Below are 14632 nucleotides of genomic sequence, written 5' to 3'. Positions count from 1 at the left end.
GGTCACCGGAGACTGGCCGAGAGGTGTCGGCCGGGCCATACCGCCTGGGGAGCGGGCAGTATCGAGGCCCACGGTGCCCGGTCAACCACGAGTTGACGCAGTTTGCGCAGCTCGCACGGGCTGTTCCAGCCGAGCACCCCGACCACCCGGCCCCGGTGTCCATAGGCGACGACGAAGTGGCCACCCTCCAGCTCGCCGTGGAGCACGGCGAGTTCGGCGTCGGCGGGAAAGATGCCGTACGCCTGGATATGGGCGTCGTACTGATCGGTCCAGAAGTACGGCACGGGGGCGAACGGCTGGTTCTCGCCCAGCACATTGTGGGCGACGGCCCGCGCCTGTTCGGTGGCGTTCAGCCGGTGTTCCAGCCGCATCCGGCAGCCGAAGTGGTTGTTGTGCCACGAGGCGACATCGCCGGCCGCGTATACGCCGGGCGCCGCGCGGCAGGTGGGATCGCATTCGACACCGTTGCGCAGCTCGAGACCGGATCCGGCCAGCCAGCCGATCGCCGGGGCGGCACCGATGGCGACCACCACGACATCGGCGTCCAGCAGTGTGCCGTCGGTGAGTTCGAGACCGGTCACCCGACCGCCGGATTCGAAGAACCGGCGCACCCCGGTGCCACAGCGCATGGACACCCCGTTCTTCTTGTGCAACCGCCCGACCAGAGCGGCTATCCGGTCGCCGAACTGCCGCCGCATCGGCACCGGCCGGGGGTCGATCATCGTGACGTCCAGCCGCATCCTGCGGGCCGCCGCCGCGGCCTCCGAGCCGAGGAAGCCCGCGCCGACCACCGCCACCTTCACATCGGGTTCGCGGCGCAGATCGGCGCGCAGGGCGAGGGCGTCGTCGAGGGTGCGCAGCAGATGCACCCCGGCCAGATGGTGGGCGCCGGGCAGGCTGTTGGGGGTGACACCGGTGGCGATGACCAGGGCGTCGTAGGAGACGCTGTCGCCGCCGTCCAGCACCACCCGGCGGGTGGCGGTGTCCAGACCGGTGGCGGATCTGCCGAACAGCAGCCGCGCGTCGAGGGCGGACAGCTCCTCGTTGGTGCGCAGCTTGATCCGGTCCGGCTCCCAGGTGCCCGCCAGGATCTGCTTGGACAACGGCGGCCGGTTGTAGGGGGTGTGAGGCTCGTCGCCGATGAGGGTGAGCCTTCCGTCGTACCCCTCGGTGCGCAGTGTGACGGCCGCGGTGAGCCCCGCGACCGAGGCACCCACGATCACGACGTTCCGCGGTGCGCTCACTGGTCGGCCAGGGCGATCGCCAGGGCGGGGCAGACGGCGGCCGCGTGACGGACGTCGTCGTGCAGCTCCGCCAGCGGGCGGTCGTCGAGGAGTACGGCGAGACCGTCCTCGTCGCGCTGATCGAACACGTCCTGGGCGGCGAGGACGCACTGCCCCGAGGCGACGCATTTGTCCTGATGCAAGGTCACCTGCATGGCGTTCTCCGGCGCTGGGGATCAACGGAAGGCGGTTACCAGACGAATGTTCGGTAACGGGCGGAACGGAGGCTAGTTCCCCCGCGTACCCAGCACAACACGCTCCGCAAGAAGCTGGCCACGGAGCGGGACATATGAGCCTGGCATGTGCGCCCCGAACGGGCCGACCGACGGGTCCGGGAAGACTGGGCAAAAGGCCAGGTCACACCCGGGTCCACGGGCCGGGGACCGCTTTTGCGCGGGATGGGGCATCAGCGGCTCACATGGCGGAAATACGCAGGTTACGAAAGTTCCGCATTGCTCACGTACGGTTCCAAGAGCCCCACGATTTCCACCGCACGGAGGATCCTTGCGCGCGCTCCGCACACCGCCCGACTGGCTGACGCACCCCCTGCGCGGGGTGCGGGCGCTACGGGGCCCGGTGCCCTGGGCGGCGGTGGTCCGCGGAGCCCTGGGCGTGGGACCGGTGGTGGCCGTCGGCGTGGCGTCGGGACACACCCCGTTCGGGATGCTCGCCGGGCTCGGGGCGATGTTCGCCCATATCAACGACCGCCCCGCCACCCGCGCCACCCGCGTCGTGCGCATCGGACTGCCCGCCCTCGCCGGGGCCCTCGGGCTGCTCACCGGGGCCTGGCTGGGCACGCTCGGCCTCGGGATCTGGATCGCGCTCGCCCTCGCCGCCGTCGGACTGGTTTCCGGCGCGATGAGCGCCATCGGCCCGGTCTGCTCCTCCGCCGGGGTGCAGCTGATGGTGCTCGCCGTCGTCGGCGCGGGCATGCCCCTCCCGGTGTCCCCGCCGGTCCGGGCGGGCCTGCTGCTGATCGGCGCCGCATGGGTGATCGCCATGGCCGCGCTGCTGCCACGCGTCATCCCCTCGCGCCAGGCCGCGCCCTCCGGTGAACGGGAGGCGGTGGCGGCCGTGTACGACGCCCTGGCCGACCTGATGACCGCGGTCGGCACCGACGACGGCCAGGCCGCCCGGCGCAAGCTGACCGCCGCCTATGACGCGGCGTACGAAGCCCTCTACGCCCATCGGCTCCCCCTGCACCGCGTCGACGCGGAGGAGCGGCGCTCGCGCGACCGGCTGGCGGTGGCCGGGGCGCTCAGCGAGGGCATCCTGACCCTCCTGTGGGAGGACGAACCCGTACCCGAGCGCATCGCGCGCACCCCCGCCCAACTGGCCCGCTCGGTACGGACCGGACTGCCACCGGGCCGGCTGCCCGCCCCCGTGCCCGACACCGCGGGCAATGTGGCCATGCACCGGGCCGTGCTGCTCGCCGCCCGGGTCTTCGACGGCGAACCGGCGCCGCCCGTCGGCGCGGTGGTCCCCGGCCACCGGCAGCGGCTGCGCCGCGCGCTCGGCCCGGCGGGCCGGGAGTACGCCGCCCGGGTGGCCCTGTGCGTGGGCGTCAGCACCGCACTCGCCCAGCAACTGCCGGGCGCGCACTGGTACTGGCTGCCCGCCACGGCCGCCTTCCTGGTCAAGCCCGACATGGGCCCGCTGGTCTCGCGGGCCCTCTCCCGCGCCCTCGGCACGGCCGTGGGCGTGGCCGTCTTCGGCGCCCTCGCCACGCTGCTCGCCCCCGGCGCGGGCGCCCCCGGCATCTGGCCGGTGGCCGTCGCGGCGGTCTGCTCCGCGCTGATCCCCGTCTCCGTACGCCACTTCGCCCTCCAGACCGCCGTGCTCACCCCGCTGCTGCTCTCCCTGGTCTACCTCGGCGGCGACACCGACCCCGGGTTCACCCGGCTCACCGACACGCTGCTGGCCTGCGGTGTGGTGCTGGCCGCCGGGGCGCTGCCCGGGCTCGGCGGCCCGCGCGCCCAGGTGTCGGTGCGGCTGTCGCTCGCGGTCCGCGCCACCCGCGACCACCTCGACCGGGTGCTCACCGCCGAGGCGCCGTACGCCACCCGGCTGCGGCTGCGCCGCGAGGCCTACCGCGCGCTCGCCGACGCCCGCCGCGCGGTGGAGGTGGCCAGTGCGGAACACCCGCCGTTCGGCCGGGACCTGGCGGCCTGGGCGCCGGTTGTGCTGGCCCTGGAGAAGATCGTGGACGCGGTCACGGCCTGCGGCGTACGGCTCGACCAGGGCGCCCCGCAGCCCGATCCGGCCCTCGCCGCCCGGCTGCGGGCCGCGCTGTCCGACCTGGCCGACGCCGTCGCCACCCGCCGACCCCCGACGGACCTCGTCCTGCCCGCGGGGGCGGCGGTGGGCGACTGCGCGACCATCGCCGATGTCACCGCCGGGCTGCGCACGGTGCGCGACCTGGCTCCCCGTTGACCTCGCTCATCTCTCCGGCGGCCGCCGGCTGAGCCCGTTGACCTCCCCGGCGGCCGCCACCGCTCACCTCCCCGGTGGCGGATTGCCCGGCGCGCAGAGCGGCACACCGTCCTGCCACGCACCGCCCTTGAGATAGATGTTGCTGATCCATCCCTGGCGGTCGGAGAGATAGCTCCAGGCGTCGTTGGTGTAGCCCTCTGAGGTCACCTGCTCCGCGTGGACCTGGCACCGGACCCGCACCTGGCTCGGCCCCTGAAGCGTGGTCACGGCCGGTGAGCCCTGCGCGGGGTCCCGGTGGACCCGTACGTCATCGCCCCAGGTGTTGCGGAAGTCGACGTTGTCGCCGTAGCCCCCGCCCTGGTCGGTGTCGCATTCGGGAATGCCCTCCAGCCAGGCGCCGCCCCGGACGTAGATGTTGGACACCCACGCGTCGCGGTCCGGCAGATGGGCCCAGGCGTCGTTGGTGACACCGTCCGCGGTGACCTCCTCGCCCCGCGCCTGGCAGTCGACGCGCACCGTCGTCGGCTTCGCCAGCGCGTCCGTCGCCTGGGCCTTGGAGGACGGACCGCTGCGCAGTGTGACATCGGTGCCCCACGTCTGGCGCCGCGATCCGGCGCCGTCACCGGGCGGACCGCCCTGGCCCGGATCCCCCTCACACTCCGGGACACCCGGAATCCACTCCGGCCCCTTCACATAGATGTTGCTGACCCAACTGCCGCCGTCGTCCGGCAGATGCGACCACACATCGCTGGTGTAGCCCTCGGAGGTGACCCGCTCGGCCCGCCGCTGGCAGTCGACACGGATCCCCGTCGGGCCGGGGAAGGTGGAGTGCACCGCGGAGCCGATGGACGGTTCGGTGTGGGTGCGCACATTGGTGCCCCAGGTGGACTGGGGCGCGTCGCCACCGCCGCCGCCACCCGCGCCACTGATCCGCACGGCGCCGGTGTAGTCGTCATGGCTGCGCAGCGGGGCCACCCGGATCTTCTCATCGGACTGCGGGGCCTCGGCGATCTGCCCGTTGCCCAGATAGATCGCGGTGTGGTGGATATTGCCCTCGGTGCCGAAGAACACCAGATCGCCGGGGCGCAGCGCGCCCTCGCCCTGCCCCGCCGTCATCCGCACCGGCCACGAGGCGTTGTACATCTGCTCCGCCGTGCGGTCGCCCAGCACGTCATAGCCGGTGGCCTTGTAGAACGCGTAGCGGACGAACCCCGAGCAGTCGAAGCCCTCGCGGTTCGGGTCGTTTCTGCTCCGCTCCGGGTCCGAGGAGTCCACATGGCCGAAGGTGGCCCCCGGCGGATTCACCCCGTGGCCGCCGCCCCAGGTGTACCAGGTGTCGGCCCCGACCACCGCGCACGCCTCCTTGATGGCCGCGGCTCCCGTCGCGTCGGTGTCGCCGTGGGGTGCGCAGGACTTGTCGTTCGGGTCGTTCGGCGGCGCCGGGGGGTCGTCCGGCCGTCCCTGCGGGGGCGGTGGGGTGTCCGGCGGATTGGTGTCACCGGTCCCGGGGGCCGGTGGCGGCCCCGGTGGCACGGTGTTCCGTTCCGCCTGGTGCGTCAGCGCGGACTCCACCGCCCGGGCGCCGGTGGAGTCGGCGCCACGTGCGTAGTCGCCGTGCGGTCCTTCGCTGTCCGCGGCCCGTTTGGCGATGTCCACCCAGTCCCCGGGCAGCGTCTGACCGGGGCGGTTGCAGAACTGGTCGTCCGTGCGGCAGATGTCGTGGTACCGGCCGTCGCCGAGGAAGCCGGAGAAGGTCTCCGGCACCGTGGCCCGCTGCAACAGCCCGCCGTCGGCCGCCTGGGCCTCCGCCGGGGCGAAGTCCGGCGTCACCGTCCGCATCTGACCGCTCTGCGCCATCCCGGCCTGGCCGTTGCTCCGGCTGGGATCGGCGACGTTCACGACGGCGGCCACGGCCTCCTGGTTGGCCTGGAGCAGCGGATCCTGCATCGCCTGCTTCATCAGATGGGCACCCATGGAGTACCCGAGCAGGATGAGGTTGGTGCCCTTGCCGCAGGTGGTGTTGTACCAGCTCACCTCCTGGGCGAGCTTCTCCTTCCCCAGCCTCAGCGATTCGTTGTAGCCCGGCTCCCAGGGCCAGTACTGCAACGCGTTCGCGGGGTAGGAGAGATTGCGGATGTCCACCGCGTCGTCCGACCGCGGATTGCCGTCCGGATCACGAGCGGCGGTGCCGATGCCCTTCGCCTTCAGAGCGTTGGTGATCCCGCCGATGTACTGGCTGTTGACCGGGCTGCCCCAGGGAGCACCCGGCCCGACCGAGGCGTCCGCGCCATAGGCGGAGATGACCACCCACGGCTTGCAGACGGTCGGCTGAGGCGGCGCCGGATCGGCGTGGGCCTGCTGCGGGATCCCGAGCAGCGCGCCCAGCAGGGCCCCGACACCGAGGATCCCTTGGACAACCCGCCCCCTTCTGTGTCCCGTTCTCCTGTGTCCCATTGACGATCTCCCCCAGTTCGCGCTCGTCTCGCGCTCGTCGAGAGTGCTCGCCGCGCACGCTCTCAGCGGCATAAAGGGGCCGTAAAGCGGCGGGGGACCGGGGTTTCAGAATGGGTCGTCGTTCTTCACGCCGGGGTCATCGATCTCACCCTGATGTCACCGGGACGCTCCCGGCGACGAGTTGGCGGGCGCGGTGCCGCCTGGCGGTGTCTCCCAGCGGGTGTCTCCGGCGGGGATCATGCGGGCCGGGGCCGCGGGGCGTTCCAGAGGTGGTGCATGGCGTACGAGCGCCAGGGCCGCCAGCCCTCGGAGTCCTCCAGATGGGCCCCGGCGCCGCTGGCCCCGGCCCGTACGGCGACATCCGACTCCAGCAGCACATCGGGGTCGCTCAGCGCGCGCATCCTGATGTAACCGGACGTCCAGGGACCGATGCCGCGCAGCCCCAGCAGCTCCTTCTCGGTCCGGTCGCGGTCGGCGCCCGCGTCCAGCCGCACGGTGCCGTCCGCGAGCGCGGCGGCGAGCGTGCGCAGCGTGGCGCGCCGGCTCTCCGGCATGCCGAGCTCGGCGAGCGGCGCCCCGGCGAGATCCTCCGCGCTCGGGAAGAGATGGGTGAGCCCGCCGTCGGTCCGCTCCAGGGGCTTGCCGTACGCGGCGATCAGCCCATCGCCCAGCACCCGCCCGGCGGCCACCGAGACCTGCTGGCCGAGCACGGCGCGAAGGGCGAGCTCATGCGGGTCGGCGGTGCCCGGCGAACGCAGCCCCGGCCGCGCGGCCACCAGGGGCGCGAGCGCGGCATCGGCGCCGAGGCGCTCGGCCACCGCGTACGGATCGGCGTCCAGGTCGAACAGGCGCCGGATCCGCTGGATGGCGGTGGTCAGATCACGCAGCTCGGTCAGGCGCAGCCGGCACTCCAGCCAGCCGTCGCCGGGCCGCTCGTCGACCTCGACGATGGCGCAGGCGTACGGCAGCCGCAGGGTACGGCGGTAGGTCCGGGCGCCCGGCGCGCCCACCATCTCCTCCAGGCCGGTGAGGGCACGCCGGGCGAGATAGTCGAAGACCTGCGTGGTGTCGTACGGACCGCGGTAGGCGAGCCGCAGCGGCACCCCGGCCGTTCCACCGTTGGTCCCGCCGTTGGTCCCCAGCACCCCACCGGGCGACCCCACGGGTCCGGAGAGGGAGGACTTCCCCGGCCGGGCGGCGCGCAGTTCGGTGGGGGTGGCGGCGTAGATCTCGCGCAGCGTGTCATTGAACTGCCGGACGCTGGAGAACCCGGCCGCGAACGCGATCTCCGAGGCCCGCAGCGCGGTGGTCTGCAACAGGATCCGCGCGGTGTGGGCGCGCTGGGCGCGGGCGAGCGCCACCGGCCCGGCGCCGAGTTCGGCGGTCAGCTGCCGCTGCACCTGCCGGGCGCTGTACCCGAGCCGCGAGGCGAGCCCGGACACCCCCTCCCGGTCCACCACCCCGTCCCCGATCATCCGCATGGCGCGGCCGACGGCGTCCGCCCGCGCGTTCCAGTCGGCGGAGCCGGGCACGGCATCGGGCCTACAGCGGCGGCAGGCCCGGAACCCCGCGCCCTGCGCGGCGGCCGAGGTCGGGAAGAACCGGACGTTCTTGCGCCGGGGCGTGGTGGCGGGGCAGCTCGGCCGGCAGTAGATCCCGGTCGTGGCGACACCGAAGAAGAACTCGCCGTCGAACCGCGCGTCGCGGCTGCACACCGCCTCGTACCTGCTGTCGTCGCTCATCACACCTCCACTGTGCGCCCTGGAAGGGGAGCCGCGCTGGCGGAAATCGGACATGACGCTCGCGGCGGCCGCGGCAGGGGGCGGGCCGGGGGCGACTCCGGCGCACTCGACCTCAGTGCACTCGACACCCCAACGCACTCGGCGACGGTTGTACGCAGTCGGACCGCCGATGGTAAATTCGGCAAGGTGACTGCCGGGTCGGCCATGGGCCACGCACGAGTGAGGCGCCCGGCCTCGGCGTGAGCCCGAGGCGGGCCAGAGGCCCGCCCCTTCCTCCGTTTCCTTCCTCGCGGCGCCCGAACGCGGCGCCCGTTCCAGCGGATTCCACGATGCGGAGACACCACCACAGATGCCACACCACGCCCAGCCCCAGCACGACTCCGAGCCCCCGGCCACCGCCGTTCAGCTGAATCACACCGCCGTCTACGCCCACGACCGGCAGTTGTCCGCCGAGTTCATCGCCGCGATTCTGGGGGTGGAGGTCGGAGCGCCGTTCGGCCCGTTCCTGCCCGTCGATCTCGGCAACGGCGTGACGCTCGACTACTACGAGAAGCGCGACGAGCCCATACAGTCGCAGCACTACGCGTTCCTCGTGCCCGATGAGCAGTTCGACGCGATGATCGCACGTCTGGAAGCGGTCGGCGTCACCTACTACGCCGACCCCAGCCACACCGATCCCGGCCGGATCAACCGTCTCTTCGGCGGCCGTGGCGCGTACTTCGACGATCCCGGCGGCCACAACATGGAGATCATCACCCGGCCCTACGTCCGCCCCTAGCCAACCGCTCAGCGATCCGCCCGTACGCTGGTCAGACCCGTCTGCCGCCGGGCGCCGAATGCCACCCCTGGCCGGGCCATGATCCGGTGCCCCCTAGACTGTCTCGCAATCCTCACGTTGATCGGAGCACGACATGCGTCGCCTTGCCCTTGCCCTCCTGGCATGTTCAGCCCTCGCACTCGCCGGGTGCGCGCAGGACTTTGACCGGGGCCCTGACGGGACAGTCAGCGACAAGGTCAAGGACGGGAAGAAGTTCTACCTGGTCGTCGATCCGGCCAAGGGCGGCGAGGAGAAGAAGTTCCGGGTCAGCAAGTACGACTACCACGACTGCAACCGTGGCTCGAAGTACCCCAAGTGCGTTGACGACTGAGGGCGATTGAGCCTGAGCGTACTCATCGTCGGCCCCGACCGTCCGCGGTAGGGGCCGACGATGCTTTGGTCTCAGACGCCGGCCTGGGTGGCCACGTCCGTGGCCGTCCGCCGCAGCGCGTCGCGGCAGGCCGCGATCGCCGGGTGGCGGCCGCGGCCCCGGCGTACCGCGGTGAAGACACGGCGGGTGCGCTGCCCGCGGGGGAGCTGTCGCACGGCGACGGTCGTGGGCGCTCCGTTCCATACGAGGCCGGGGAGCAGGGCGGCGGCGTGGCCCTGCTCGACGAGGCGGAGATGGATCAGGAGGTCCGTGGTCTCGAACCGCACATCGGGCTCGAACCCGGCGTTCCGGCACAGGGTCATGGCCCAGTGGCGGGCGGCCGTGCCCTCGGGCTCCATGGCCCAGGGATGACCGGCGAGCGAGCGCAACGACGCCGTGGGGCCGCCCCCGCCCTTGGGGTCCGGCCCGGTGCTGCTCCGCCCACCGGCCGGCGCGGGCAGTGCGAGGTGGAGGGGGTCGTCGAGCAGATCCTCCTGCTCCAGGCCGGGCGGCCGGGGGTTGGGATTGCCCGGGTACTCCTCGGCGACGACGAGGTCGAAGTCGCGGGCCTGGAGCGCGGGGAGGGCCGTCTCGGGTGGCATCTGAGTGACGTGCACCCGAAGGCCGGGGTGCCGGTCGCGCAGCAGGCTCAGCATGCCGGGCACCAGGGCGAGGATGGCCGTCTGGAACGAGGCGACGCGCAGGGTGCCGGTCAGATCGGTGAGGGAGGTGGCGATGTCCGCCTCGGCGTGCTCCAAGCGCTCCAGCACCGCCTCGGTATGGGCGACGAGGATCTCCGCCTGCTCGGTGAGCCGCACCCGTCGGCCCACCGGCTCCAGCAGCCGGACACCGACCTCCGCCTCCAGTTGGGACAGCTGCTGGGAGACGGACGAGGGGCTGTAGGAGAGGGCGGCGGCGACGGCCGCGAGGGTGCCGCGGTGCTTGAGTTCGCGCAGCAGACGCAGTCGGTGCAGGTCGAACACGAGGTCCCGCTCTCCTCGCTGTGAAGGGATCGCCATTCGTCGGTTCTGCCGATGAATATAGATGGGAAACATTCGCTGGACCGACGGGAGGGGCGGGCCGCACGCTGGCTGCGTGCCCGCATACGCTTCCTCCACCGCCGAGCCGCCGTGGTTCGCCCGCCCCGCCGCCCGGGTCTGGTCCTGTCCGCCCGCCCCCACCGGGGTACGGGATTTCCACGCCGCCCTGTCCGGTTACGCTCCCACCTCGCTGACCGAACTCCCGGCACTGGCCACCGAGTTGGGGGTCGGGCGGGTCTTCGTCAAGGACGAGTCGTGCCGTCTGGGCCTGCCCGCCTTCAAGGCCCTGGGCGCGTCCTGGGCCGTGCACCGCGCCCTCGCCGCGCGGGCCGCGCGCGGCGATGCCACAGTGCCCGTCACCCTGGTGAGTGCCACCGACGGCAACCATGGCCGCGCCGTGGCCCGGACGGCACGTCTGCTCGGCCACCGCGCCCGGATCTTCGTGCCACAAGGTGTCCATCCGGCGGCCGTGGCGGCCATCGCCGCGGAGGGGGCGGAGGTCTCCCGGGTCATCGGCGCGTACGACGAGGCCGTGCGCCGGGCGGCCGGGGCGGCCGCCGCACCGGGCGCGCTCCTGGTCCAGGACACCGCCTGGCCCGGCTATGAACGGATACCGGGCTGGATCGTGGAGGGCTACTCCACCCTCTGCGCCGAAATCGACGAGCAACTCGCGGCCGCCGGAGCGGGGACGCCCGGTCTCATCGCCATCCCGGTGGGCGTGGGGTCGCTGGCCCACGCCGTCGTCACCCACTACCGCAGTCGCCCGGCCGGGCCGCCCACGGCGCTGCTGTCGGTGGAACCCACGGCCGCCCCGTGCGTCATCGAAAGCCTCATGCGTGGCGAACCGGTCAGCGTCACCACCGGCGAGACCATCATGGCCGGACTGAACTGCGGCACTCCCTCCAGCATCGCCTGGCCCTGCCTGCGCGACGGGCTCGACGCGGCCATCGCCGTCCACGACGCCGCGAGCGCCCGTGCGGTCCGCGATCTCGCCCGGCTCGGCATCTCCAGCGGCCCCTGCGGCGCCGCCTCGCTGGCCGGACCGCGCGCCGCGCTCACCGGCGACGGCGCCGACGAGCGCCGCGCCGCACTGGGCCTCGGCCCCGCCTCAACCGTGGTGCTGCTGAGCACGGAGGGCAGCGCGGCCAACCCCGCCACCACCACCGCGGACAACTGAAAACCCATCCGCGTCCGACCACCCATGGGAGAACGAACATGACCGGCCCCACCCCCGACACGATCACCGTCGACGGCCACCGACTCTGGCGGTCGCTGATGGACCTCGCCGAGATCGGCGCGTACGACGACGAGCACACCGGTCTGCGCGGGGTGAACCGGCTGGCCCTCACCGACGCTGACGCCGCCGGGCGGCGTCAGGTCATCGCATGGATGGAGCAGGCCGGGCTGACGGTCCGGATCGCCCAGGACACCGAGACAGCCGTCGAAGGCACCGGCGGTGGCCACGCTGTCGATATGCGACCCGGTCAGTACGGGGGCCGCCGTGGGGTCGGTGCCTTCGCGGCGGCCGTAGACGTTGCCCATCCGGTCGTCCACCCGGACCTGACCAATATCGTCCCGGCCCGCGCCGAGCTCACCGTCGATCTGCGCAACCCCGACGATGCCCGGATGGCCCGTGCCGAGGAGGATCTCGCGGTCATCGCCCAGGCCGCCGACGACCACGGCCTGGAACACATCTCCCTGCTCTCCGGTGCCGGACACGACGCCCAGGAGATCGCCGCGCTCTGTCCCACGGCCATGATCTTCGTACGTGGTGAGTACGACGGCATCGGCCACAACCCCCGCGAGTACTCCACCCCCGAAGCGTGCGCCCACGGTGTCGACGTGCTCGCCACCACCCTCCTTCGACTGGCCACGCGAGGCCCGTCCTGACGGGCGCGCCGGTCAGGCGAGCATCGTGGCGAAGCGCCGCGCGAAGAGATAGGCGTCGCCGGGCCAGCGGGCGGAGAGGTAGTTGCCGTCCCTTACGACGAACGCGGGGGTGTCATCGGTGGCCGTGCCGCGCCGCCGCAGCTCGATGGGCCCGCGTTCGAACCGGGCGGGGTCGTCCAGGGCGGCGACGACCTCGTCCTGGACGTAGGCCGGGTAGGTGCGGTAGTAGCGGCCACGCCGCCAGGCCGTGAGGTAGTACGCGGTCCGCTCCATGTAGCCGGGCAGACAGGTGGTGCGCCGGTCGGCGAGGACACTGCGGCCGGTGGCCGGGTCGTGGGTGCGGGCCAGGGCGAGAACGCCGTGGCATATGGCGCCCACCGGGCGGTCCAGCCGCCAGAACTCCGCGATCTTCTCGCGCAGGAGGCCGGAGCCGAGGTACTGGCGCATCCCGGGAGCGTGGCCGCCGGGCAGGATCAGCCCGTCGTACGCCTCGGGCCGGAGGCCCGCCCACGCCACGGGGTGGCGGAAGGCGGTCTCGCCGGTCAGCTGCTCGTAGAACTCCTTGGGCTCGGGCTCCGCGCCGAGTTGCCCGAAGAGCACTCCGGTGAGCAGCAGCGGATCGGCGGCGGGTGGACCGTCGCCGCCTTCGGTGGCGAACACCACCTCATGGCCGAGGTCGGTCAGCAGCTTCCAGGGCACGGCCACCTCGGTGACGTCGAAGTCCCGGTCGGGCAGGGGCAGGAGGATACGCACGAGGACTGCCTACCACAGGACCGGCACCCCCGCCCCGGCGCGTCTTCGTGCCGGGGCAGGGGCGCCGGGTCGGGCGCTGGATCACTTCCAGATGGAGTCGACCCACTCCGGGTGGTCGATGAACGGGTTCCGGTTGTGCTGGAAGCTGTCGTAGATGACCTCGTTGCGGTTCTTCTCGAAGTCGTCGGGCGGGTCCTCGGCGCTCCACGTCTTCAGCACGGAGAGACGGCCGATGTTGGGCGCGGAGCCGTTGTCGACCTTGTCGTTGGGCTCGAGGTCGGGGAAGCCGTCGTCTCCGTCGTAACGGACGGCCATATAGAGGATCATCCGGGCGATATCGCCCTTGACCTGGTCACGCGGTTCGAAGGAGTCGTCGTCGGTGCGGTTGCCCGGGGCGTCGGGCACCTCCTCGCCGCCGTTGTCGAAGTCCTTGTTGCCGCGGACGCTGTTCACCTTCACATTGGCCGGGCGCAGATGGTGCAGATCGGTGCCGGGCCCGGTGGCCGTGCCGAAGTCGCCGTGCGACTTCGCCCAGACGTGCTCGCGGTTCCAGTCGTCGGGGTCGCCGCCGTTCGCGTCCTTGGCCTGGGAACGGCCGGAGTAGAGGAGGATGACGTTCGACGGGTTGTCCGGGTCCTCGTCCGTGGACTTCAGCGCGTCCCACACCTCGTCGTAGGACAGCTTGGTCTGCTCGCTGATGATCGTGTGCAGCGCCGCTTTCAGCTCCGGGCCGCTCTTGCCCGTGGCGTCCTGGTAGTAGTCGTCGGGGGCCTGTACGGATGTGGGCCGGGTGGTGTCCGCCGTGGCCGGTGTGTTGGCGGCGGCGAGCGAAGGGGCGGCCACGCCGGCCGCGGCCACGACGGCCAGCAGGGGGAGGCGCCGTGACCGGCGCGCGCGATGAGTGGACATGATGTGGGGGGTGTCCTCTCCGAGACGAGTACCCGGGCCGCCAACTGGAGCCGCGAGTACGGACGTTCAAGGCACAAGCTCTCGGAGACTCGCATGTGTGACGCCCGAACGCGTGTACGCGATGTGCCCGTTCCGCGTGAATTCGGTGAACGCCCTGGGGCCGAGGAGAGGGCCGACCGACGGGTCTGCCGTCGGGCCGGATCAGCGGAGCTGGCAGTATCGGCGTATGGCTGAACAGATCATCGCCGCGTGTGACGGGGCATCGAAGGGAAACCCCGGGCCCGCGGCCTGGGCATGGGTCATCGCGGGCACCGACGGCGAGGTGGAGCGCTGGGAGGCCGGGCCGCTGGGCACCGCGACCAACAATGTCGCCGAGCTGACCGCGCTGCGAGAGCTGCTGGAGTCCACCGACGCGGGTGTGCCGCTGGAGGTGCGCATGGACTCCCAGTACGCGATGAAGGCGGTCACCACATGGCTGCCCGGGTGGCGGAAGAAGGGGTGGAAGACCGCCTCGGGGTCGCCGGTGGCCAACCGCGAGCTGGTGATGCGCATCGACGAACTGCTGGACGGCCGTACGGTGGAGTTCGTCTACGTTCCGGCGCACCAGGTCGACGGCGACCCGTTCAACGCGGCCGCCGACCGGGCGGCCAGCCACACGGCCCGCACCCAGCAGCCCGTGGGCACCTCGCTCGGCTCCGCCCTGCCACCGCCCGAGGCCCGGACCGGGACGCGCTCGCCCGGTCGTGGTGGCACGGCGCGCCCGCGTACGGCGGCGGCACAGGGGCGGGGGAGTGGCACCGGCTCGAAGAGGGGCACCGGCTCCAAGGGTTCCATCAAGGCGAAGTTCCCCGGCCGGTGCCGCTGTGGTACGCCCTACGCCAAGGGCGAGAGCATCAGCAAGAACCCCGACGGCTGGGGCCATCCGTCCTGCGCCACCTGAG

Annotated in this window: 13 protein-coding genes; 6 read left to right on the top strand and 7 right to left on the bottom strand. The window is 72.4% G+C overall.

Going from position 1 to position 14632, the window contains the following annotated elements; genetic code table 11:
• Positions 1 to 2: 2 nt before the first annotated feature.
• Together ACJX2R_RS04220 and ACJX2R_RS04215 are read right to left on the bottom strand one after the other, a co-directional pair.
• A complete protein-coding gene (locus ACJX2R_RS04220) occupies positions 3 to 1217 on the bottom strand; it encodes an NAD(P)/FAD-dependent oxidoreductase (RefSeq protein ID WP_413098826.1) in 1215 nt (404 codons plus the stop codon).
• 23 nt (positions 1218 to 1240) lie between these two features.
• Complete coding sequence (locus tag ACJX2R_RS04215; RefSeq protein WP_413098825.1) at positions 1241 to 1438, bottom strand: ferredoxin; 198 nt, start codon at positions 1436 to 1438, stop codon at positions 1241 to 1243.
• A gap of 349 nt (positions 1439 to 1787) precedes the next feature.
• Here ACJX2R_RS04215 and ACJX2R_RS04210 point away from each other — a divergent pair, with 349 nt between their 5' ends.
• Entirely contained in the window at positions 1788 to 3716 is a 1929-nt protein-coding gene (locus tag ACJX2R_RS04210) for an FUSC family protein (RefSeq protein WP_413098824.1), read from the top strand.
• Between the two features lie 63 nt (positions 3717 to 3779).
• Here ACJX2R_RS04210 and ACJX2R_RS04205 read toward each other — a convergent pair whose 3' ends face one another.
• The gene (locus ACJX2R_RS04205; protein ID WP_413098823.1) at positions 3780 to 6170 is read right to left on the bottom strand and encodes an NlpC/P60 family protein; all 2391 of its coding nucleotides are present in this window, start codon (positions 6168 to 6170) and stop codon (positions 3780 to 3782) included.
• A 236-nt stretch (positions 6171 to 6406) separates the two neighbouring features.
• Complete coding sequence (locus tag ACJX2R_RS04200) at positions 6407 to 7912, bottom strand: AlkA N-terminal domain-containing protein (RefSeq protein ID WP_413098822.1); 1506 nt, start codon at positions 7910 to 7912, stop codon at positions 6407 to 6409.
• A 349-nt stretch (positions 7913 to 8261) separates the two neighbouring features.
• Here ACJX2R_RS04200 and ACJX2R_RS04195 point away from each other — a divergent pair, with 349 nt between their 5' ends.
• Together ACJX2R_RS04195 and ACJX2R_RS04190 are read left to right on the top strand one after the other, a co-directional pair.
• Positions 8262 to 8690: a VOC family protein gene (locus ACJX2R_RS04195; protein WP_413098821.1), complete on the top strand. Its 429-nt coding sequence runs from the start codon at positions 8262 to 8264 to the stop codon at positions 8688 to 8690.
• A 133-nt stretch (positions 8691 to 8823) separates the two neighbouring features.
• The gene (locus tag ACJX2R_RS04190; RefSeq protein ID WP_413098820.1) at positions 8824 to 9060 is read left to right on the top strand and encodes a hypothetical protein; all 237 of its coding nucleotides are present in this window, start codon (positions 8824 to 8826) and stop codon (positions 9058 to 9060) included.
• A gap of 71 nt (positions 9061 to 9131) precedes the next feature.
• Here the strand turns inward: ACJX2R_RS04190 and ACJX2R_RS04185 are convergent, their stop codons facing one another.
• Positions 9132 to 10082 (bottom strand): LysR family transcriptional regulator, encoded by a 951-nt coding sequence (locus tag ACJX2R_RS04185; protein WP_413098819.1) that lies wholly within the window; start codon positions 10080 to 10082, stop codon positions 9132 to 9134.
• A gap of 112 nt (positions 10083 to 10194) precedes the next feature.
• Here ACJX2R_RS04185 and ACJX2R_RS04180 point away from each other — a divergent pair, with 112 nt between their 5' ends.
• Positions 10195 to 11316, top strand: coding sequence for a diaminopropionate ammonia-lyase (locus ACJX2R_RS04180; RefSeq protein WP_413098818.1), 1122 nt, complete (start codon positions 10195 to 10197; stop codon positions 11314 to 11316).
• A gap of 38 nt (positions 11317 to 11354) precedes the next feature.
• A complete protein-coding gene (locus ACJX2R_RS04175; protein ID WP_413098817.1) occupies positions 11355 to 12029 on the top strand; it encodes a M20/M25/M40 family metallo-hydrolase in 675 nt (224 codons plus the stop codon).
• A 12-nt stretch (positions 12030 to 12041) separates the two neighbouring features.
• On the opposite strand, the gene ACJX2R_RS04170 is transcribed toward ACJX2R_RS04175, so the two are convergent.
• Positions 12042 to 12782: a type 1 glutamine amidotransferase domain-containing protein gene (locus tag ACJX2R_RS04170; RefSeq protein ID WP_413098816.1), complete on the bottom strand. Its 741-nt coding sequence runs from the start codon at positions 12780 to 12782 to the stop codon at positions 12042 to 12044.
• Between the two features lie 81 nt (positions 12783 to 12863).
• Positions 12864 to 13691 carry an endonuclease I family protein gene (locus ACJX2R_RS04165; RefSeq protein ID WP_413098815.1) on the bottom strand — a complete coding sequence of 276 codons (828 nt, stop codon included), beginning with the start codon at positions 13689 to 13691 and terminating at the stop codon, positions 12864 to 12866.
• Between the two features lie 226 nt (positions 13692 to 13917).
• Between ACJX2R_RS04165 and ACJX2R_RS04160 the strand changes: the two genes are divergently transcribed.
• Positions 13918 to 14631 (top strand): ribonuclease H family protein, encoded by a 714-nt coding sequence (locus ACJX2R_RS04160; RefSeq protein ID WP_413098814.1) that lies wholly within the window; start codon positions 13918 to 13920, stop codon positions 14629 to 14631.
• Position 14632: the final 1 nt, after the last annotated feature.

The sequence above is a fragment of the Streptomyces sp. Inha503 genome, assembly GCF_047215865.1.
GTDB lineage: Bacteria > Actinomycetota > Actinomycetes > Streptomycetales > Streptomycetaceae > Streptomyces > Streptomyces lycopersici.
The sequence above is the reverse complement of the archived record's forward strand: the minus strand, read 5'-3'. Positions and strand labels throughout refer to the sequence as shown.

Excerpts from the sequence above, each read along its gene's own strand:
- ACJX2R_RS04215 (WP_413098825.1), bottom strand. The coding sequence starts at position 1,438 with ATGCAGGTGACCTTGCATCAGGACAAATGCGTCGCCTCGGGGCAGTGC.
- ACJX2R_RS04160 (WP_413098814.1), top strand. The coding sequence starts at position 13,918 with ATGGCTGAACAGATCATCGCCGCGTGTGACGGGGCATCGAAGGGAAAC.
- ACJX2R_RS04190 (WP_413098820.1), top strand. The coding sequence starts at position 8,824 with ATGCGTCGCCTTGCCCTTGCCCTCCTGGCATGTTCAGCCCTCGCACTC.
- ACJX2R_RS04200 (WP_413098822.1), bottom strand. The coding sequence starts at position 7,912 with ATGAGCGACGACAGCAGGTACGAGGCGGTGTGCAGCCGCGACGCGCGG.
- ACJX2R_RS04175 (WP_413098817.1), top strand. The coding sequence starts at position 11,355 with ATGACCGGCCCCACCCCCGACACGATCACCGTCGACGGCCACCGACTC.
- ACJX2R_RS04165 (WP_413098815.1), bottom strand. The coding sequence starts at position 13,691 with ATGTCCACTCATCGCGCGCGCCGGTCACGGCGCCTCCCCCTGCTGGCC.
- ACJX2R_RS04195 (WP_413098821.1), top strand. The coding sequence starts at position 8,262 with ATGCCACACCACGCCCAGCCCCAGCACGACTCCGAGCCCCCGGCCACC.
- ACJX2R_RS04205 (WP_413098823.1), bottom strand. The coding sequence starts at position 6,170 with ATGGGACACAGGAGAACGGGACACAGAAGGGGGCGGGTTGTCCAAGGG.